The organism is Alteromonas sp. 38 (assembly GCF_902506055.1).
Taxonomy (GTDB): Bacteria; Pseudomonadota; Gammaproteobacteria; order Enterobacterales; family Alteromonadaceae; genus Alteromonas; species Alteromonas lipotrueae.
The window spans coordinates 1,532,154-1,551,963 of sequence record NZ_LR733300.1 but is presented as its reverse complement, the minus strand read 5'-3'; the positions used below and the strand labels follow the sequence as shown (position 1 = coordinate 1,551,963).

Genomic DNA, 19,810 nt, shown 5'->3' with positions numbered 1-19,810 from the left:
TATACGAGGTATAAGAAAGCGCCAATATGACATTTGCGCAATCACACTAACATGTCGAATTAAGTGTTATTGGTAAAGAGGCTAATATCGAGAATATAAAGAATGGTTAAAAATAGATTTACAGATACAAAAAACCCCGGCATAAGCCAGGGTTATAATGTGGTTGCGGGAGCAGGATTTGAACCTACGACCTTCGGGTTATGAGCCCGACGAGCTACCAGACTGCTCCATCCCGCGTCTGTTCTTTTGAACTACTGCTTGTCTCTATACTTAGACAACTCAGTATTTAAATCGTTTAATTTTCTGTGGTTGCGGGAGCAGGATTTGAACCTACGACCTTCGGGTTATGAGCCCGACGAGCTACCAGACTGCTCCATCCCGCGCCAGAAAATAACGTTGTTGGCTTGAGGTGTTTGATGTCTCCCTTCAACGTGGGGCGTATTATACATACGCACTTTTGTAACACAAGGACTTATTACTTAATTATTTCACTTTTCTGACTGAACGCTTTATTATTAATCGTTATGCTTAATCGCCAAGCAATTCAAGGTTGAAAATTAAACGTTTAGGGTTTAAAGCTTTCCATTTTTGTTGCCAGTTTAAAATCTAATTCGCTTAAACCACCCACATCATGAGTCGTTAATTTCACTTCAACCCGGTTATAAACATTAAACCATTCCGGATGATGTTTTAATTTCTCTGCCCAAATAGCAATTTGTGACATCCAACCAAATGCACGAATGAAACTTTTAAAGGTAAATGTCTTCTCAATAGCATTGTCGTTCAATGCCCACCGTTCATTTTCCTCTAGACCTTCATTTAAGGTTTCGAGGTTTACTTGAATTTCTTCACGGGTTAGTAGCGTACTCATATAGCCCTCCTTCACTTGAAGTAAACAATGTAAACAATACGCTTTATGAATTCAGCTTTTTAGATAAGAAAGTGTGGAAGTAAAAATACTAATGTTGGCGAGAAATCTTTACATAAAAAAGCGACCTATGAGAATGCGCATTTTCATGAACACTCAACATAGGCCGCTAGGGTTTTGTGGGTTAAGAAAGTTAAGTTTTAAAACTCTACCGCTAACCGTGCATATATTTGACGCCCACGGGGGTCATGCACTTTTGAATCAAAACCGCTATTAGTAAACAACTGAGGGGGATCTTCATCAAACAAGTTCAATCCGCCTACGGTGACAACATAACTTTGTTCCGTCTCAAACAGTGAGCCTAAGTCGATATTGTACTGAGCATCTACTGTGACATGGCTGTCTACTTCATAGAAACCATCAGCGCATCCACCGATATTTGCAGTCCCATCAGAACAGTTTTGATCATCGTCATAAGATGAGATGTAACGAACGAATAAGTTTGCTGCATGAATGTCATTTTTCCATGCAAGACCAAAGTTCATTCTTAGTTCCGGTGAAGATACCCCGATATTGTTGAAGTTCCTGCGCCCTGCCCCGTCAATATTTTCAGCTTGAGGATCATTTAAGTCATACTTTGTGATGTAAGTGGCGTTTAGGGTTGGTGTAAAGCTACCCACGCCAGTATCAATTTTATAACTAGTGACGAAATCAATACCTGATGTTTCCATCTCACTTGCATTAACGTAGGTATTGTTAACCTGTAACACAGGGCCATTTAACGGGTCGCCAGCACGAATAATGCGATCGGTATCAGTTGGATCTAAGTTCAACACTGCTTGTGCGTTTTCTTGAATAATCAAATCTTCAAACTTGAAGTTCCAATAATCAACCTCTACAGAGAAATCGCGGAAAGGCTCGTATGAAAAACCAATATTATATGCAGTAGATTCTTCCGGTTTTAGATTTTCGTTACCTGAGGTTCTTACCGCAACAAACGCCGTAGCACCTTGCACTGGGTCAATAAGTTGCTGCAATGAAGTAGCGCCACCTTGCGCTAAGAACACAGTAGGTGCTCTAAACGACGTAGACACGGAGCCCCGCAGTGAAAACTCATCGGTAGCGCGATAGGACACTGCGAGTTTAGGGTCCACTGTACTACCTATGCTACCGCCGTAATCTTCATATCGAACGGCGAGTTGCACATCTAAGTCTTCGCTTAATGGTAAAGCAAGTTCACCAAAGGCAGCCCATACATCTTGGCTTCCATCAATATCTGGATTACCAATAACGAAGGTGAAACTGTCTTGGTTAGCCAAATCATCATAATCTTGGCTTAACTGTTCTTCGCGATATTGCACACCTACTGCTAGTGCGGCAAAACCACTACTCATTTCAAAGATATCAAATGAAGTAAACGCTTCGAACACTTCAAGATCAGCTTTTGAATCTATGATTTCTGTGCCCGTGAACGAATCTACCACGTAGTCTGAGTTGGGCGCTGACGTATAGGAAGTAGCAAAAGGATTGAAGAATTCACAATTACCTTCGCCTGGTGTTCCCGCGATAGGATCACATGCCGAGCCACCCAAACCGTACAACGCTAGCTGGAACTCAGTGTTTAATACATCAGGCACTTTGAATAAGAAATCATTCACTGCACGGGTATAGCTCACCTCCCAGAAACCGCTGTCAGTCACACCTTGTAAATTAGTGCTGAATCTAAAAGTATCTGATTCTGTGTTGGCTGGATCACCATCGAATCCATTTCCTTCAGCGCGGCCAAAGAAGGCAACAGACTGACCGAATGGGTTTTGTGGGTGATAATCAGGAACAATCGGTGATGTTAGAATCGGGAAACTTGGCGCCCCGCCACGTTCGGCGCGGTTACGCGCCATGCTGAGCTCGGCTGTCCATGTAATATCATTGTCAAACTCATAGTCTGCTCTTACATAGGAATTTATTCGACTTTCATCTGCAACATAGGAATAGAACTTACCAAAATCGAAGCCGCAGAAACCAACTTCTAAGCCTGGAATCGTTCCACTGGGAGCAAGTAAATTAGGTGCACCACCAAATTCCTCACACCCATAAGGGTCGATTATAGGTAATGTTCCAGCGCCTGGAATAGTTACAAAATAAGATGCTGGGTTACCTAACGCACTAGTGTCATCTTGAGGGCGACTTAAACGTCGGTCACTTAAAAATAACGGTGAACGGTTCGTGTAGCTGATGGCAGCTAGCACACTACCATTGTCGCCTGTAGCGCCCCATAAACCTTGAAATATATATTCTTTGTTATCACCATGGGCACCGTCTTGATAATCAACACTGACCATCGCACCATCGTAATTGCGTTTAGTAATGAAGTTAACCACCCCTGCAACCGCATCTGAACCGTATAAGGCCGATGCACCGTCTTTTACGACTTCCATTCTATCAATGGCAATCATAGGCACGAGTGAACTTGTATCAACGAAATTTAAACCCTCGTTTGTAGGCTGAGCAGTAACGACTTGGCGTTTGTTATTTAATAGTACCAAGGTAGAAGCAACCCCTAACCCGCGAAGGTTAATATTTGAGGTACCTGCGGTGGCATTTTGCGTAAAGGCATCAGGGTTATTCTCTGCGCCAGTATTAATTGTTAATGTTTGCGTAATATCCGCAATATTTTTTGCACCTATTGAATCGATAGCTACGCTGTCTACTACCGCTAAGGGTGACGGTGACTCAAAGTTCTCACTGCGACGAACAAAGCTCCCTGTAACAAGAATTAACTCTACATCTTTTTTATTTTTAGATTCAGCTTCAACTTCTTCGTTAGCATCTTGCGCATTCGCTAAAAAAGGAGAACAAAATAAGGCAGAGCTGACTAAGGCAGCTACTGCAGTCTTACGCGTTTTAAATTTCATAGTGTGATTCCAAATCTGGGCGCATCACTACCGGTAAAACCCACACTTTCCGCTAGCAACAGGCTGGACGATTTCTCATTGTTATTGTGAAAGGTCAATGAACAATCTTTGACCTGCAATATTGATGTTAAGCGTCAATACATGCTTTGTAAATTTATTGTGAATAATATATTTACATTAATTTTACACATGGTCAGACCACTGTAACTTTTGTCTAGCCTCTATGAAAATTCATTTAGTTATTGCGTAGTTATTTCTCACCCTTGTATTTTTTTCTTATCACTTTTGTATCCATACCAGTCCGAAATTTATTTTCACTAACAAAAACAGCAGCATAACAACATTTAACGACGGAATAATTCTTGAATAGTCACTGTCATATTGTTAGAAAATAAAAGAATTTTATGGATTTTCCGAATATTGACGACTTTTACCAACTGATCAACCAGAAGCTAGAGGGTTGGATCGAGAGCGGAATTAAGCACCTACCCAACTTTGTAGTCGCTATATTAATCGCTATTGTTTTCGGAATACTGGCAAAAGTGGTAGGGAATATTGTCGGAAAGGTAATGCGCAGAGCATTCGAATCTCGTCAAATCGCTAAATTACTTACCTCTATCATCAAGTCACTCATTATTGTTTTCGGTATTTTCATTGCGCTGGATTTTGTTGGCCTCAAGGGCACGGTCACATCACTGCTTGCTGGTGCGGGTATTGTAGGTTTAGCCATTGGTTTTGCATTTCAAGATATGACAGAAAACCTCATTGCAGGGATTGCGATGGGTATACGTAAACCCTTCGAAATTGGTGATGTGGTTGAAGCTGAAGGCGTTTTCGGAACGGTAGAGGAAATTAACCTGCGAAACACCTTAGTCGCTACTTTTTACGGGCAACGTGAAATCATTCCCAATAAAATTCTATTTAGAAATATTTTAACTAACTATTCAGTTGAAGGTATTAGGCGTATTGAGGTTCCCGTGGGCATTTCCTACGCCGATGACATTGAAAAAGCCGCCGAAGTCATTACCGACGCAATGAATGAAAAAGACTACGTAATAAAGAAAGACGAAACTGCGGTTTACGCTGCGTCATTCGGTGATTCAAGTATCAATCTATTGCTATGGTTTTGGATACGTTACCCAGGCGACCCTGGCTTTATGGTGGTGCGCCACGAAGCTATATGTACTGTTAAACGTGTATTAGAAGAAAACGACATCTTAATTCCCTTCCCTATTCGTACGTTGGATTTTAATTCCAAGGGAAGCGATAAGCTTAACAGTATGCTTGAAAAGAAAGAGACCACTTCAGGCACCGAATCATCCCCAACGCGCAATTCTGGCGATCAAGTAAATGGGGATAGCGAAGCGAGTGATGAGTAAAGAAACTAAATAACGTTAATTATTAATATCAGGAGACATGTCATGAAAAGGTCAGTTTTGTCGTCATTTTTAAAGTCGAAATTACTTAGAGGTAGTTTCACCGCGCTATTGTTTTCATCTGCTGTGGTAGGTGTAAATGGATGCGCTACTGTAGAAGGTGCAGGGGAAGATATACAAAGCGCTGGCGAAGCCATTGAAGAAGGTGCTGAAGACGCATCTAATTAATTTATCACTTTGTTGTTCTGGTTAAGCCACGCTGTAGACTTCTATAGTCGTGGCTTACAACAGTGGCCTTAAATATATTTGCTTAACACCAGTTAACGTCTTTCTATCGCGGGAATTTCAATATAGGCATCTGGATCAGATTCCTTTAATGCTTCCAGTTTATTCTTTCTTCTCGCTCTCTCGTCAATGGTTTCACCAAAAACCTGAAAGTGTAAGTCAGCGATAAGCGCCTGCCCTTGCTTTTTACTTATTACGCCAAGTAGTTCGCCTGCGTGCATAAACCCTTGCACTCGGTATTTATCGGCATCTACGTTTTTTCCCTCTTTACTTGCCGTGTATAAATTTACGAGCTGAGTAGTGCATGCCTCTATAAACTTGGTTACTTCTCTTTCGTTATACATCGCAGTGCTCCTTTTAATTAACTAACAATGGCCTCTACAGTAGCTTTCAATTACTTTAAGCCGATATCCCTGCATAAGAGTTTACCTATTTAAGTGAACAAAGTGGAATGTCTTATTTAGCCGTCGCTTGCGCACTTCAACTAAAGTTCATTGGTGAGGTGTGAATATCGTGCCTACGCTGTAGAGAGTGCTAGAAGAGGTCTTTCTAGGTATTCACTATAAAAGTAAGTGAGCACATCATGCGAGCACAAATAGCGATAGGATTGATTACAACCTTGGCGTTTGCCCCCTCCGTTGCTGCAAAAGGAAAGGCTCATCATTGGCAAACGTCCCCTCATCATTTTTCCGCTCTAGTAGGCACAACATATACAAAAGAATGTGGAAACGCGTTCACCGTAGGTATTGATTACGAATATCGTGTTACCGACTTTTTAGGGCTTGGCTTTGTGGCCGAATACGCATTCGAAGATTTAGACGCCTACACATATTTGCTGGTTGCGGATCTACACATTACTACCAATTTTATCGCACAGATTGGTCCTGGGGTAGAGTTCCACGGTAGCCATAAAATGGAAGTTGTCCGATTGGGCTTTTTATATGAGTTTGAGGTATCTGGTGTTAGTGTTTCGCCCCAACTGCACTATGACTATCATCGAAATCACAAAAGCGCTGTTGTTGCCGGTATCGCTATTGGTATGTCTTTTTAAACAACCTTTAGAACATGCGTATAAAAATAGGCAATTCTGATTACCGGTTACGTTAGTTCTTTATAAGTTTGGTACCTGACAAGTATTTAACTCGCTTGATTAAATAGTAAATCCTTATTGCTTTGCACAAATTTAATGCACTCGTTTAGCATTGAAGCAAGCGACTTCCCTTTTCATGCATCTTCTGCTTCCGTCCGCCACCTACTGCTATCGCCCGTGTTGAAACGCTCCAGGGGAAAATGACTCCCCCTTTTTAGCGTTAATGCCCTCTAGATTCTTTTGTGTGAATTTGGCTGGAACGTTAATTGCTGCACATAGTAGTGTTTGTATTCACACTGAGGTTCTAAAACGCCCTTAGTATGAATGGCTTAATTGTGTATCCATATGTTATTGGTCAAGGGAAAGCCATGCCAGAAGTTAACTTCGCAGGTTTAATGTTAGTGCCTGAATTAGTTATCACCGTTACTGTGATACTTGCTAACCTATTCATGTTCTTACTTAAGCGCATCTTTTTGCGCAAGTTTTTGCTGCTTACCGACCGTACTTCACATTTCTATGACTCTTTGCTAGCCCACTCGTTAAACCTGCCGCTCACTATCCTTATTTTTGTTATCGATATTTGGATTTTAAATTGGCTGTTCGACAAGTACGATATTGTGAATGCGTCCTATGCCAGCTCAATATCGCTTGCCTCTAAATTATTGCTGATCATTGCCGCTATTCTTTTCTTAAATCGTTTTGCCGTGGGGTTACTTGCCAACCAAACACAGCGCTCAGATTCTCTTCGAAGTAGCACGGGCATAATTAAAGGCATTGTGAAAGGTCTTATCGTGGGTATTGGCCTATTGATTATGTTGGGTACATTAGGGATTTCAATTACGCCCATTGTTGCGTCGTTAGGTATTACGTCACTGGCTGTTGCCCTTGCCCTTCAACCCACCTTGGAAAACTTCTTTTCAGGGGTTCAACTGGTCATGGACAAGCCTATTAGAGTTGGCGACTTCATCGAATTAGAGAGTAAAGAACAAGGTTTTGTAGAACGTATTGGTTGGCGCTCAACGTGGATAAAGATGCTACCCAATAACACCATTATTGTGCCAAATAGTGTATTAGCTGAATCAAAAATAATTAACTATTTCTACCCGAGTAAAGAGTTATCAGTACCGGTTGATGTAGGTGTGCATTATAACTCTGACCTTGAGCACGTAGAGAGGGTTACCCTTGAGGTCGCCAAAGAAATATTGGTTTCTCACGAATGGGGAGTAGGCGATTACGATACCTTTGTGGTGTACCACACCTTTGATAATTCCAGCATCAATTTCACAGTGATGTTAAGAGCAAAAGAGTACTTCCATCGGTTCTTTATTAAATCGGCATTTATCAAGGCATTACATAAGCGCTATGCCGCAGAAGGTATTATTATTCCCTACCCAATACGGGCCATTAATACCGACCAAGAGAGCCCGCGTATTGATGTTCAAACTACCAACATCCCCAACAACGCAAACGAGCCTCCTAGCCGGTAGAATGCAGAGTACAACATATAGAATACTCAGCGCTAATTGCTCACTAGCTAGGTTGCATTACTGCCAGCATCAGAAACGTTCCTACCAGTGCAGGTTTGCCTGACGAGGCTAGCACGCAGCTTGATTCCATTTTAAATAGTTTCCCCGCAGGCTTATTAACGACTTCTACCAACTTGAAGTGATATTTTATCGCATCGCCTGATTTTACAGGCTCTAAAAAACGTAATGAGTCAATACCATAGTTAATGGTTGATGCAATTTTGTCTGATGGTGCGAGTACACCTTCAAACGCTTTGGGCATAACTGACGCAGTTAAAAAACCATGTGCAATAGTGGTTTTAAACGGGCTCTCCTTTTTACACCGTTCAGTATCAAGGTGTATCCATTGATAATCCCCTGTAGCTTCAGCAAATTGATTAATCATGTCTTGTGAAATGGTAAGCCATTCAGCTTGTTCAAGGGTTTCTCCAACTGCTAAGTCGATGAGTGTTTTCATAATTTTTGACCAATGGTAGTTAATTTAAGACGAACAGTACTATTGATGTATTGAATATTTCAATTAACTTTTAATAATAGGTATTTATAAATAACCTTGTTACAATGAGGTAAAAATAATATTAACCAAAGAATTCGCCGGTTACCTTTTAGGTATTTTCATACTGGCACTCGCCAGACAAGGATTGCGCAATGAATCTAAATAGAATTGATTTAAACCTTTTCGCCGTATTCGACGCCATATATACAGCGGGAAGCCTAACTAAAGCAGCGGATGTGCTATGTATTACCCAACCTGCGGTGAGTAATTCACTGGCTCGTTTACGGGAAATGTTGAACGACCCTTTGTTCGTCAGAACCGGGCATAGTATGACACCCACCCCGGTTGCTCAGAACATTATTGTACCTGCGAGACAAGCCTTAGCATTGCTAAGAAAGAGCGTGCAAGAGAGTCATACGTTCGATCCTTTAACAGCAGAAAAGGCATTTAACTTTGCCAGCAGAGATTTGCTAGAAGTTAGTATTATGCCAAGGTTGGTTTCGCGGTTACAAAACTTAGCGCCCAATATTAGCCTTACCAATTATGAAATTCCTCGTAGCCAGATAGTATCTGCGATGGCCAGTGGCACCTTAGATTTCTTTGCCGATGCATCTACATTTAGTGACCCGCATTTGTGCAAAGAGAAGATAGCGCAAGACAGGTTTGTGGTATTAGCACGAAAGAATCACCCTGCTTTAAAGAACGGGTTAGATTTGGACACCTTTCTACGCCTCGGTCACATTAATGTGTCGCAACGAAAATCAGGTGCAGGTCCTATAGATGTCGCCCTGGATAGAATGGGTAAACGCCGTAAAGAAGTCATGAGAAGCCAACACTTCTTAACCGTGCCCAGCACAATCGTGAAAACCGATCTTATTGCTTGCTTGCCATTTCATTTAGCTAAGCACTACGATTTAGCCATTTATGAATTACCCTTCGACTTACCTACCGTTGAATACTTCTTATACTGGCACGTGAGTGCAGATCATGATTACGCTCATATGTGGATGCGTGAACAGATAATGGAAGTATCAAGCCACTTTAAAAGCCACTAACTTTTACTACTTGTTTTTGAAGGCACACCTCTTTAAGTGGTGTGCCTTTTTTATTTGCATCTTCCCTTTCTATTCCGCTTAGATATTAAACTCTATACCTTAGTATTAGACCCACTCTTTCTAATCTTAATAGTTTTGCGTTTAATAGAACCCAACGAACGAACATACTTTTAAATTAAACCGAGGAATTGACCATGTTGAAAATCGTTAAAACTTCGCTAGTTATCGCAGCAACTTTGGGTGTATCTGGCATGGCGCAAGCCAACGTAAACGAAGCATTAGCAAACATTTGTACTATTGTACAAGCAGATGATAAAGGTGAGCTACGCAAAAAAATGCGTTCTGTAGAATCAGATTACCGCCTTAAATTAAAAGATTATTATTCAGGTGTTAGCTGTAACGGTAACAGCCTGATACGCACAGCAATGCTGAGCAACGCTGTAGAAGCAGGTTCGCTTCTTGTTAAGAAAATGCCAAAGAGTGATTTATCAGCACCAGAAACTGACGGTAAAACGTTGCAAGCATGGGTTTCTGAGAATGGCTTGGAAGGTAACGAAATTGCCACAGTCTTGAGCGGTCGTTTGTAAACAGCCTTGAGCGAATAAACAGTCTTAAGCGAATAAACAGTCTTAAGCGAATAAATAGCCCTGAGCGGAAGATTGTAAGACTGACTAAAAAATTCACATACCATGTGAAAAGATTCAACATGGTTGCAGAGTAATCTGCACTTAAAGAGGCGACCATAAGGTCGCCTCTTTTCTTTGTGCCTGTTACACGAGCGCCGGCTCGCTTGGCGCACTCGTTAACGATTTGGCTATGTCTAGAATAGACTCACCGCTATAAATACGGCTCAAGTAATCTTTAAACAAAGGCGTAAAGCCTGACTCATCACTTAAATCACCGAAAACACTGGTCACTTTCAAGAAAGACAAAGGATCATCTTGGTAACGTGAAGCAGCCTGGTGCAATTCATCTGCAAGTTGATCTTGAATAACTAGGGGCGTACCTTTTTGCGAAGTACGCTTGTCTGAATAGAAACTCCACGCTGCAAGTATTAAGGCGCTAATATCAACTTTTCCACCATTTGCTAAATTCTCACGAATGGTAGGTAGTAAAAATACAGGAATTTTTGCTGAGCTTTCTAAACAAATTCTGGAAAGCGAATCTTTAATATACGGATTTGCAAATCGTGCTAACAAAATATTTTTGTAATCGTGAACATCAATACCTGCAACCGGGTCTAGTGTTGGCATGACTTCATCTACCATGAAGGTGGCAAGAAGAGAACGAAGTTCCGTTTGCGCTACGCTTTCATGAATTGTATCAAGATCGGCAAGTGAACCCGTTAACCCCAATACAGAATGACCCGCGTTCAGCATTCTCAGCTTCAACTTTTCGTAAGGGGCCACATTATCGACGAACTGTGCGCCAACATCTTCAAACGCGGGGCGTTCATTACAAAACTTATCAGCAATAATCCATTGATCGAAGGGTTCGCATACCACAGGCCAGCTGTCTTCAATGCCTGAATCAACTAATGCCGCTTTGTCTTCATCTGTTGTTGCTGGGGTAATACGATCGACCATTGAATTAGGAAAGCTTACGTTTTCCTCAACCCACTGTGCGAAATCGGTATCCGCAAGACGAATATAAGACAGCAACATGGCTTTAAGTACATCACCATTATGTTGAATGTTATCGCACGACATGACAGTAAAAGGTGCAATACCCATTTCTTTACGCTTTTTAAGTGCAGCGGTTACATAACCAAAAACTAATTTCGGCGATTCAGGATTCGCTAAGTCATGCTGTACATCGGGGTTTTGTGCAATAAATTCCCCGGTAGTTGGGTCGAAGTTATACCCACCTTCCGTGATAGTCAGCGAAACAATTTTAATTGCCTCCGACGCCATTTTATCAATGATGGCCACGGGGCTATCGCCCGCAATTAAAAAGTCAGTAAGTGCACCAATAACACGCGCTTTGCGGTCGCCATTGGCGTGCTTCTCTACCAACGTATAAAGGTAGTCTTGCTCTTTTAATCGTGATTGCATTTGGCGGTCGGCTTCACGCAGCCCTACCCCACAAATACCCCACGAGGTGTCACCTGTTACGTTCATATACGCATCTACGTACATGGCTTCATGGGCGCGATGAAAACCGCCCACACCAACATGAACAATACCGGCTTCTACACGAGATACATCGTACTGAGGTACAGCGATGCTCTCATCAAGAGAAGGTAACGCAGTACGGTTCAAACGCATATTAGTTGCTGGTTGCATAAAAAACCTCTATTTCGCAAGTGCTTTGTGGCGACGCATTGACCAGTAAGCAGTAGTAAAGTAAATAATTGTGCATATGAAAGCCAAGTTAAAGAACAGCTCTCTGTTGCCTTCGTAATTCGCTATATCTGGGCTTAGCGAAAACGTATTAATGGCTAATAACGTCGTCGCTAATAGGCTACCCCAAGACACAACTTGTAGTAATTTCGATAACAATGATGTGTCAATTGCAGGTGCTGGAATCTCAGCGGCTTGGCGTTCCTGTTGCACTTCAACTTCTGTATAAAAAGCATCCATTTCTGCTTTTTCTTCAACGTATTGACGCTTTGCACCATACTTTGCTGCCAACAAGGTGTAGACAATAATGGTAAATATCCACGTTGGAATAAATAGGTAGTAGAATGAAATAATATCTAGTGCGTTTAGACCAAAACCAAATACAAGCCCTAATCCCCAGGTCGCCACCGCAGGTGTACTATGCGTTAAGTTTTGGAAATGTGCCCAGTAACGTGTGTAACCAATACGTGGGAATATTACGTGTTCAGCGAATACAATCCCGCCTACAGGCACAACGAGTAATCCAGCATACGTGAGTAACGGAAGTAGCTTAGTAAATACGAAAGGGAAACACGCGATAACAACGGTAACCATACCTACTGTGGCGGTGGTTTTAATCCGAGATTTATCTTTAAAAATAGCCTGTGCAGCCAAACCTGCACGGTACAAGTTAGCATTCGCTGTTGTCCAACCAGCAACAATAACGATGACCAAGCCAGATAAACCCAATGCGTGGAAGGCTACATCGCCTGGGTCTAATTCAGTAATAGATTTTTGGACGATAATGGCAGTTCCTGCCCCCATAATACCGGCAGAAATCCATGCCACATAGTGACCGAAAAGCATACCCGCAGAAGTAGTAAGACCGTAGACTTTACGCTTTGCAAAACGAAGCATAGCCATATCAATCAATCCGAAATGGGTGATTGTATTTGCAGCCCAAGAGAAACCAATAACTTCAAGCAAGCCAATGCCCTGCTCACCAGAGGGGGTTAAACCAGTCCATACCGACACAGACCCTATGTGCATGAAGTCAGCCCAACTTGTTAGGAAGGTTTGACCAATTACTGCATCAGCCAAAGCTGGCATTAGCACTAATGGACCACACACAAACATAGTGAATAGCCAAGGTGCACAAATACGAGAAAAATCAGACACCGCGTTAAAGCCGTACATGGCAACAAACACCACAATAACGCCAACCGCTGCAACAACACCGACAAACGCAAGGTTCGTTGGATACCAATCTAGTTGCGCAGGAATATTCAATGCGAATCGAACCGCGGTAGCTGATACCGTGATCATGGCGGCAGATATAACTGTAAATATGATGACATTAGCCCAGTTATAGAGCTTGGTCATCGAATCACCGGCAATTTTGTGCAAGTAAGTATATAAACTTAGGCGTGTATCTACGGCAATGGGCGTAGTGATCAGCGTCCAACTAAGCACAGCCAATATGTTACCGATGAGTAAACCAAACAGAATGTCGGTCATGGTTGCGCCTAGGGCAACAAACGTAGCACCAAAGACAAACTCGGTGGCTGCAACATGCTCACCAGCATAAAGTCCCATGAAGTGCTTCCAGCCCTTCAACTGGTGTTTAGCAACAGGGAGTTGCTCGTCACCTATCTGTGCAATATCGACATTGCTTGAATTCGTTTTCATTTTTTATCTCGCTACTTGATTCATCACTTTGGGACAACTCGCCGAGCATTTTACTGCCATGTACCAAAACTAAACTTGTAATGAGCGCTATTATTTTCACGTTAACACTCATAAAAACGATACCAAGACCTAAACTACCACTGAAGATTAACAGGCTTGGCTTAGTAACTTCTGCCCACTTGAGCATTTGCCACTTAACTGGGTTATTTCTCAAATGGCAATACTTACATATCGATGTTTAAATGTAAACGGAATTAACAAGCCTAACGTTATAATTCGGTTAACAAGTTAATTTGTATCCAATAAATGTTATTACTAATAGGTTCGTATTGGGGTGAATCTAACTGCTATTGCTATGTTTATGGGCCGTTTGTTGACTTAAAAACGCCGTAAGGGCACGATATGTTATGCGTAAGTAAATTAAGTATATTGAAGTCATAAGCCTGACCGCCTGATTAATACACCGCCCGCATTTACTTTTTAGAACTTATTCTATCGATTGGAATAGTGAAAAATGGCGAAGCTAGCGTTGTTTTGTCTCAGTTGTTGCACATTACTCAAAAAGACGTTTGCCCCTACGTTTACTCATGGAGCTAAATAGCTAAATTAAGTAAAATTGAAGTGGTTTCTGGCTGGGCTTGTACGTAAAATTCCCTCCTTGTGAAGTACTAAGCCTCTCTGGAAATCGCTATGGGAAACACTACGGAGATCACACGCTGCGACACATTCATTCGGGCTATATGCCGTTTTAGCAATATATAAGTGGGCATAAGGAATAACATGACAATAGAAAGCAGCCTTGTCATTTTCGACTGTGACGGTGTGTTAATTGATAGTGAAGTGTTATCGATGAAAAGCTGGCAGCAGTTACTTGAAAACTATAAAGTGTCTATTAGCGCGGACTATTTTATCAGCAACTTTCTTGGCAAAAGTATGCAACATGTTGAACAGCAGATTCAGCATGATTTTGGCCTGACTGTTACCACTCAAATTAAAGATGAATTTCATGTTTTGCTGAATAAAAGCTTTGCTGAAAACTTAATGCCGACACCGGGCATTATAAGTCTGCTGACAAGGCTCAATGTTCCCTATTGCCTTGCAACTAGCAGTTCAGCCGAGCGCACAGAGTACGCCTTATCTTGTACTGGCTTAAGCCAGTATTTCACTGGCAATATATTTACACGTTCTCTTGTGAAACATGGGAAGCCAGCCCCCGATCTCTTTTTATATGCGGCTGAAAAAATGGGGGTTACGCCTAAACAATGTATTGTCATTGAAGACTCCCCTGCGGGTATTGAAGCTGGGATTGCCGCAAACATGCAGGTTATTCATTACACAGGGGGGAGTCATTTAAAGGATATGCCAACAAACCACACGACAACCTTCTCACATTGGGATAACTTTATACAAGCCTACCCTATGTTGGTATCTGATTGATGGAACAAGAATAAATGAGTAAAAAACAACACCTAGAAAATCAACGTCTCGATGAAGCCGCGCGTGCTGGGTGGCTTTATTATGTAGGCGGTAAAACACAAGACGAAATTGCCAAACGCTTAAATACCTCTCGACAAAGTGCCCAGCGCTTAGTGGCGTTGGCCATGTCTGAAGGGCTAGTGAAGGTACGACTCGAGCACCCTATTGCCCGCTGTATGGAGTTAGCTGAAACCATTCAACAGCGTTTTGGGTTGCAGTTTTGTGAGGTAGTCCCCTCTGTGGTTGGCGACGAAAATTCTACCTTGGGGTTGGGACAAGCCGGTGCCAGTGCTATAGAGCGCTCACTTAAGTCTGACTCACCGCAAACTATTGCGTTTGGTACTGGTCGCGTATTGCGTGCTTGTGCTGACGAACTGGCGTTGATGAACTGCCCCCAGCATAAAATTGTGTCTTTAGTAGGGAATATTGCTAACAACGGTGAAGCCACTCGCTATGATGTAGCAGTGCACATTGCCGATAGAGTGAGAGCTCAACACTATCCAATGCCATTACCTGTTATTGCTGGCTCTGAAACCGAGCGCGAACAATTGCATCAACAAGCTCATATTGCGCGTATTCACGAACTGGCTCGGCAAGCCGATATTACTTTTGTAGGCATCGGTAATTTAGGGAACACATCGCCCCTGCATGTAGATGGCTTCATTAGTGATAACGAAACGCAAAGCTTGTCGTCATTGGGTGCCGCAGGTGAAATCATTGGGTGGGTGTACAATCGTGAAGGCGCTATTGTTGATTGTGAAGTGAATCGAAGGGTAACCAGTAGCAAACTCACTCTAGCTTCCGAGAAGCCAGTTGTGGGTATCGCAGCAGGTATGAATAAGAAAGACGCCATACTCGGTGCCTTGCGATCCAAGCTTATCAATTCACTCATTACCAATGAAACTACTGCTCAAGCCTTACTTAATAGCTAACGAGCTTTTTCATAGCGCGTAGATAGGTAACCTTGTTGGTTATTTATCTACGCCTATTTATACTGCAATTCAATAACGCCACCATTACGGCCATTCTTCTTGTGAACAAAAAGCGGATTCACCTATAACGCTGCTTGTCATCCAACGAAATTCAAATAAAGTGAAAAAATTAGCGATTTTGAGCAAGCTGGGCGGTGAAAATACTCCTTAAACTAACCTTTCTAGCTTATTTTTGCGCATTTTTACTGATTAATTGCAGTAGAACGCCCAATTTCAACTTTTCTTATACTTTAGGTTGGCACCTTACAAATAAAGGCCTAGAACCCGACACCCGCCCTACAACTTTGGTATAAGGTATACTTTGGGATACCTTGTTATTCCCTTGCATGTTTTCTGACCTGCCCATTTGGTTTTTAATTACTCCCGAACCGAACAGACAAACTTTAAATTAAACATTAAATACGAAAGGAAATTAACCATGTTGAAAATTGTTAAAACTTCTTTAGTTATCGCAGCATCTACTCTAGCTTTCTCTAACGCAGCACAAGCCGATGTAAACGAAGCGCTAGCGAACATTTGCACTATCGTTCAAGCAGACGATAAAGGCGAGCTACGTAAAAAGATGCGTCGTGTACAATCAGATTTCAAATTAAAATTGCATGATTACTACTCAGGTATTTCGTGTAACGGCAACAGCCTAATCCGTACTGCTATCGTAAACAACGCGGTAGATGTAGGTACACTTTTGGTTAAGAAAATGCCAAGTCGTGAACTACAAAACCCAGAAGCAGACGGTAAAACACTTCAAGCGTGGATTGCTGAGCAAGGTCTACAATCAAGCCCTATCTCTAGCGAACTTAACGAACGTATCTAGTTTTTAAGATACTTCGCACCATGTAAAGATACAGCAGTTCAACATGGTAACGGCAGGATGCCGTGCTTGTGGCCCCGAAAGGGGCCACGCCCCTTTCCCATATTGCTTTTCAAAAAATGCTTACGTTATAAAATCCGTTATTTCCCTTGCCGCCCAGCTCGCTTGCTCTCTATGTACCCAATGTGTCGCCGTATCGTGATACACAATTCGTAGGTCGGGAACGTAAGTTGCTAAACCATTCAAAATGCCTTCATCAAACGCATCATCTAAACGCCCCCATAATACCAATGTAGGTAAACTGACGCGTAGAAGCGGCACATGTATACGTGACAATTCAGCGTCAGGTGCATGCTCATCCGGTGCCATTTGTGGCATTTCTCGGTAATAGTTCAGCATGGCTGTTAATGTTTGGTTATTGCGCCAACTACGAAGCAACCTTGCCCCATAGCTTTTTTCGTTAGCCTTGTGACCTGAACTTTCAAACATGGCAGTACCCAGCATATCCTTAAGCATGGCAAAATCGGTCTGCTGTAAAACTATCTCTGCATCTTCTGCCGCTAATGCTTTTATGTATTCACTTTTCTTACGCTGTGCACTACTTGCTTTAAGCGCTTGAGTGAAAGTGCTGGGGTGCGCTGCATTTATAATAACCAGCTTAAGAAACAAATCAGGTTGAAAAGCCGCTAGCGGCCAGGCTATCGCCCCACCCCAATCATGACCCACCAATATCGCTTTTCGGCCTTGGCTTACCGTACGAACGAATTCACCCATACGAGTAACCAGCGAAGGAACTTGGTAATCGCTGCTATCTGGTAATGATTCTGATTGATGGTATCCCGGTAAATCTGGCGCAATAATATGATAATTACTTGGTAATACATTGATGAGCGCTTCCCATGCATGGGCATTTTCAGGGAATCCATGAAATAAAATCAATAACGGGCTATCTGAGGTTCGCCCTTTTCGTTCTAGATAATGAATAGAATGGTGTTGGATGGAAACGGCGTGAGATGTTACTGCGTTTAGTGGCATACCTAGCCTTTCGCAAAACAGTAAAAAAGAAAAATGCCGAGCAGGTGCTCGGCATTTCATTACATATCGTATTTACTCGATAGCAAACATGCTTTCTGGCATAGACATAAGGTTGTCTGAGCCTGAGTGCATGGCTGATACAAGTGAACGGGTACGCGTTAGTAAGCGATCAAAATAGAAACCAGTGGTTAATATTTTGCTCTTATAGAACTCGGTCTCAGTACTACCTGCATCAAGTTGCTCTTGTGCTTTAACGGCCATTTTCAGCCAGAAATAAGCAACTGTCACATAGCCTGAGTACATAAGGTAATCGACCGACGCGGCACCAATCTCATCAGGATTGGAGGCTGCTGCTTTACCAATATCCATGGTAAGTTGCTGCCACTCATCTAAATGAGACGTTAATGCATTTGTCCATGCACTGAACTGGGCCTTACCGCGAAGCGATTCGCAATATTCACGTACTTCTTGTACAAATACATTGAGCAATTCACCATTAGAGCCCATCACTTTACGGCCTAATAAATCGATAGCCTGGATACCCGTAGTTCCTTCGTACATAGTACAAATACGCGTATCACGCGCTAACTGCTCCATGCCCCACTCTTTGATGAACCCATGGCCACCGTAAACTTGCATACCGTAGCTGGTGCTTTCTTGCGCTGTTTCTGTCAAGAAGGCTTTAACAATAGGTGTTAATAAAGCAAGCTTAGTATCAGCTAGCTTCTTCTCTTGTGCATCATCACCGTAAAGGGTCACATCAACCAACTGCATGCAGTAAGCTGCTAATGCACGGTTACCTTCTGCAAACGCTTTTTGCGTAAGTAGCATACGGCGTACATCGGGGTGCACAATAATTGGATCTGCAGGACCATCTTGGTTCTTACGACCAGTTAATGAACGAAATTGAATACGATCTTTAGCGTAACGCAATGCACCTTGGAAAGACGCTTCAGAAGCAGCTAAGCCTTCAAGGCCAGTACCGATTCGGGCAGTGTTCATAAAGGTGAACATGCAGTTAAGGCCGCGATTAGGTTGGCCAATCAAGAAGCCCTTCGCACCGTCGAAGTTAATCACACAGGTTGCACTGGCCTTAATACCCATTTTGTGTTCAATACTGCCGCACGCAACGGCGTTGCGATCTAGCTTTTCGCCGTCATCAGACACGTTGAACTTAGGTACTACAAATAACGAAATACCTTTAGTGCCTTCTGGCGCACCAGGCAAACGCGCGAGTACAATGTGAACGATATTTTCAGACATATCGTGCTCACCGGCTGAGATAAAAATTTTCGTCCCCGTTAAGCTGTAGCTACCATCGTCTTGTGGTTCTGCACGGCATTTAAGCATGCCCAAATCAGAGCCACAATGGGCCTCTGTTAAGCACATGGTACCTGTCCATTCACCGCTAATAAGCTTTGGTAAATATTGATTTTGTAGTGTTTCAGTACCGTGGGCTTTAATGGTTTCCATACACCCTTGGCTTAAGCCAGGGTACATAGCCCATGAGTGATTTGCACCCGAGAACCATTCAGCAATAATAGATGATAATGAGTACGGCAGTGCTTGACCGCCAAACTCTTCAGGATGAGACATACTTGGCCAGCCTCCTTCAACGTATTGTTGATAAGCTTCTTTAAAGCCAGCAGGGGTAGTGACTTCACCGTCTACCCACTTACACCCTTCTTCGTCACCCGACATGTTGATGGGTGCTAGGCTATTTTCAGAAAACTTAGCCGCTTCAGAGAAGATAGCTGATACTAAATCTTCTGATGCTTCATCAAAGCCAAGCTTTTGATAATGTTCTTGATAGTTTAATAGCTCATGTGTAACAAACATGGCGTCGCGTTGTGGAGCTTTATAACCTTCCATACCAAA

The 19,810-nt window shown here is 42.5% G+C and carries 17 protein-coding genes and 2 tRNA genes; 9 read left to right on the top strand and 10 right to left on the bottom strand.

The genetic code is table 11. The annotated features are described in order from the left end of the window. Positions 1-160 precede the first annotated feature (160 nt). The 4 genes from FLAVO9R_RS06680 to FLAVO9R_RS06665 all read right to left on the bottom strand — a co-directional run bounded on the left by FLAVO9R_RS06680 (position 161) and on the right by FLAVO9R_RS06665 (position 3,780). Positions 161-237, bottom strand: a tRNA-Met gene (locus tag FLAVO9R_RS06680). Between the two features lie 69 nt (positions 238-306). Then, positions 307-383: transfer RNA gene (locus tag FLAVO9R_RS06675), tRNA-Met, on the bottom strand. A gap of 182 nt (positions 384-565) precedes the next feature. Continuing rightward, entirely contained in the window at positions 566-871 is a 306-nt protein-coding gene (locus tag FLAVO9R_RS06670) for a 4a-hydroxytetrahydrobiopterin dehydratase (protein WP_159529867.1), read from the bottom strand. 197 nt (positions 872-1,068) lie between these two features. Then, positions 1,069-3,780, bottom strand: a complete 2,712-nt coding sequence (locus FLAVO9R_RS06665; protein ID WP_159529865.1) for a TonB-dependent receptor plug domain-containing protein — start codon at positions 3,778-3,780, stop codon at positions 1,069-1,071. Positions 3,781-4,184: 404 nt separating this feature from the next. On the opposite strand from FLAVO9R_RS06665, the gene FLAVO9R_RS06660 reads away from it, so the two are divergent. Together FLAVO9R_RS06660 and FLAVO9R_RS06655 are read left to right on the top strand one after the other, a co-directional pair. Then, a complete protein-coding gene (locus tag FLAVO9R_RS06660; protein ID WP_159529863.1) occupies positions 4,185-5,159 on the top strand; it encodes a mechanosensitive ion channel family protein in 975 nt (324 codons plus the stop codon). 42 nt (positions 5,160-5,201) lie between these two features. After that, a complete protein-coding gene (locus FLAVO9R_RS06655) occupies positions 5,202-5,384 on the top strand; it encodes an entericidin A/B family lipoprotein (RefSeq protein ID WP_201299243.1) in 183 nt (60 codons plus the stop codon). Positions 5,385-5,476: 92 nt separating this feature from the next. On the opposite strand, the gene FLAVO9R_RS06650 is transcribed toward FLAVO9R_RS06655, so the two are convergent. Beyond that, positions 5,477-5,785 carry a hypothetical protein gene (locus FLAVO9R_RS06650; RefSeq protein WP_159529861.1) on the bottom strand — a complete coding sequence of 103 codons (309 nt, stop codon included), beginning with the start codon at positions 5,783-5,785 and terminating at the stop codon, positions 5,477-5,479. 239 nt (positions 5,786-6,024) lie between these two features. On the opposite strand from FLAVO9R_RS06650, the gene FLAVO9R_RS06645 reads away from it, so the two are divergent. Together FLAVO9R_RS06645 and FLAVO9R_RS06640 are read left to right on the top strand one after the other, a co-directional pair. Next, a complete protein-coding gene (locus tag FLAVO9R_RS06645; protein WP_159529859.1) occupies positions 6,025-6,492 on the top strand; it encodes a hypothetical protein in 468 nt (155 codons plus the stop codon). Between the two features lie 407 nt (positions 6,493-6,899). Beyond that, positions 6,900-8,018 (top strand): mechanosensitive ion channel family protein, encoded by a 1,119-nt coding sequence (locus FLAVO9R_RS06640; protein WP_201299242.1) that lies wholly within the window; start codon positions 6,900-6,902, stop codon positions 8,016-8,018. Positions 8,019-8,061: 43 nt separating this feature from the next. Here the strand turns inward: FLAVO9R_RS06640 and FLAVO9R_RS06635 are convergent, their stop codons facing one another. Next, complete coding sequence (locus tag FLAVO9R_RS06635) at positions 8,062-8,514, bottom strand: MaoC family dehydratase (protein WP_159529857.1); 453 nt, start codon at positions 8,512-8,514, stop codon at positions 8,062-8,064. A gap of 191 nt (positions 8,515-8,705) precedes the next feature. On the opposite strand from FLAVO9R_RS06635, the gene FLAVO9R_RS06630 reads away from it, so the two are divergent. Beyond that, positions 8,706-9,608, top strand: coding sequence for a LysR family transcriptional regulator (locus FLAVO9R_RS06630; RefSeq protein WP_013783800.1), 903 nt, complete (start codon positions 8,706-8,708; stop codon positions 9,606-9,608). Between the two features lie 194 nt (positions 9,609-9,802). Then, positions 9,803-10,195, top strand: coding sequence for a DUF3718 domain-containing protein (locus FLAVO9R_RS06625; protein ID WP_159529855.1), 393 nt, complete (start codon positions 9,803-9,805; stop codon positions 10,193-10,195). A gap of 183 nt (positions 10,196-10,378) precedes the next feature. Here FLAVO9R_RS06625 and FLAVO9R_RS06620 read toward each other — a convergent pair whose 3' ends face one another. Together FLAVO9R_RS06620 and FLAVO9R_RS06615 are read right to left on the bottom strand one after the other, a co-directional pair. After that, complete coding sequence (locus FLAVO9R_RS06620) at positions 10,379-11,893, bottom strand: mannitol dehydrogenase family protein (RefSeq protein ID WP_159529853.1); 1,515 nt, start codon at positions 11,891-11,893, stop codon at positions 10,379-10,381. Between the two features lie 9 nt (positions 11,894-11,902). After that, entirely contained in the window at positions 11,903-13,618 is a 1,716-nt protein-coding gene (locus FLAVO9R_RS06615; protein WP_159529851.1) for a purine-cytosine permease family protein, read from the bottom strand. Between the two features lie 780 nt (positions 13,619-14,398). On the opposite strand from FLAVO9R_RS06615, the gene FLAVO9R_RS06610 reads away from it, so the two are divergent. From FLAVO9R_RS06610 to FLAVO9R_RS06600, 3 genes are all read left to right on the top strand, one after another. Then, positions 14,399-15,055, top strand: a complete 657-nt coding sequence (locus FLAVO9R_RS06610) for an HAD family hydrolase (RefSeq protein WP_159529849.1) — start codon at positions 14,399-14,401, stop codon at positions 15,053-15,055. Positions 15,056-15,069: 14 nt separating this feature from the next. Further along, a complete protein-coding gene (locus FLAVO9R_RS06605; RefSeq protein ID WP_159529847.1) occupies positions 15,070-16,026 on the top strand; it encodes a sugar-binding transcriptional regulator in 957 nt (318 codons plus the stop codon). 478 nt (positions 16,027-16,504) lie between these two features. After that, entirely contained in the window at positions 16,505-16,900 is a 396-nt protein-coding gene (locus FLAVO9R_RS06600; RefSeq protein ID WP_013783794.1) for a DUF3718 domain-containing protein, read from the top strand. A 120-nt stretch (positions 16,901-17,020) separates the two neighbouring features. On the opposite strand, the gene FLAVO9R_RS06595 is transcribed toward FLAVO9R_RS06600, so the two are convergent. Further along, entirely contained in the window at positions 17,021-17,932 is a 912-nt protein-coding gene (locus FLAVO9R_RS06595) for an alpha/beta fold hydrolase (protein ID WP_159529845.1), read from the bottom strand. Positions 17,933-18,004: 72 nt separating this feature from the next. After that, positions 18,005-19,804, bottom strand: coding sequence for an acyl-CoA dehydrogenase C-terminal domain-containing protein (locus FLAVO9R_RS06590; RefSeq protein WP_159529843.1), 1,800 nt, complete (start codon positions 19,802-19,804; stop codon positions 18,005-18,007). Positions 19,805-19,810: the final 6 nt, after the last annotated feature.

Excerpts from the sequence above, each read along its gene's own strand:
- FLAVO9R_RS06645 (WP_159529859.1), top strand. The coding sequence starts at position 6,025 with ATGCGAGCACAAATAGCGATAGGATTGATTACAACCTTGGCGTTTGCC.
- FLAVO9R_RS06620 (WP_159529853.1), bottom strand. The coding sequence starts at position 11,893 with ATGCAACCAGCAACTAATATGCGTTTGAACCGTACTGCGTTACCTTCT.
- FLAVO9R_RS06660 (WP_159529863.1), top strand. The coding sequence starts at position 4,185 with ATGGATTTTCCGAATATTGACGACTTTTACCAACTGATCAACCAGAAG.
- FLAVO9R_RS06610 (WP_159529849.1), top strand. The coding sequence starts at position 14,399 with ATGACAATAGAAAGCAGCCTTGTCATTTTCGACTGTGACGGTGTGTTA.
- FLAVO9R_RS06595 (WP_159529845.1), bottom strand. The coding sequence starts at position 17,932 with ATGCCACTAAACGCAGTAACATCTCACGCCGTTTCCATCCAACACCAT.
- FLAVO9R_RS06625 (WP_159529855.1), top strand. The coding sequence starts at position 9,803 with ATGTTGAAAATCGTTAAAACTTCGCTAGTTATCGCAGCAACTTTGGGT.
- FLAVO9R_RS06635 (WP_159529857.1), bottom strand. The coding sequence starts at position 8,514 with ATGAAAACACTCATCGACTTAGCAGTTGGAGAAACCCTTGAACAAGCT.
- FLAVO9R_RS06650 (WP_159529861.1), bottom strand. The coding sequence starts at position 5,785 with ATGTATAACGAAAGAGAAGTAACCAAGTTTATAGAGGCATGCACTACT.
- FLAVO9R_RS06640 (WP_201299242.1), top strand. The coding sequence starts at position 6,900 with ATGCCAGAAGTTAACTTCGCAGGTTTAATGTTAGTGCCTGAATTAGTT.
- FLAVO9R_RS06665 (WP_159529865.1), bottom strand. The coding sequence starts at position 3,780 with ATGAAATTTAAAACGCGTAAGACTGCAGTAGCTGCCTTAGTCAGCTCT.
- FLAVO9R_RS06655 (WP_201299243.1), top strand. The coding sequence starts at position 5,202 with ATGAAAAGGTCAGTTTTGTCGTCATTTTTAAAGTCGAAATTACTTAGA.
- FLAVO9R_RS06605 (WP_159529847.1), top strand. The coding sequence starts at position 15,070 with ATGAGTAAAAAACAACACCTAGAAAATCAACGTCTCGATGAAGCCGCG.
- FLAVO9R_RS06615 (WP_159529851.1), bottom strand. The coding sequence starts at position 13,618 with ATGAAAACGAATTCAAGCAATGTCGATATTGCACAGATAGGTGACGAG.
- FLAVO9R_RS06670 (WP_159529867.1), bottom strand. The coding sequence starts at position 871 with ATGAGTACGCTACTAACCCGTGAAGAAATTCAAGTAAACCTCGAAACC.
- FLAVO9R_RS06630 (WP_013783800.1), top strand. The coding sequence starts at position 8,706 with ATGAATCTAAATAGAATTGATTTAAACCTTTTCGCCGTATTCGACGCC.
- FLAVO9R_RS06600 (WP_013783794.1), top strand. The coding sequence starts at position 16,505 with ATGTTGAAAATTGTTAAAACTTCTTTAGTTATCGCAGCATCTACTCTA.
- FLAVO9R_RS06590 (WP_159529843.1), bottom strand. The coding sequence starts at position 19,804 with ATGGAAGGTTATAAAGCTCCACAACGCGACGCCATGTTTGTTACACAT.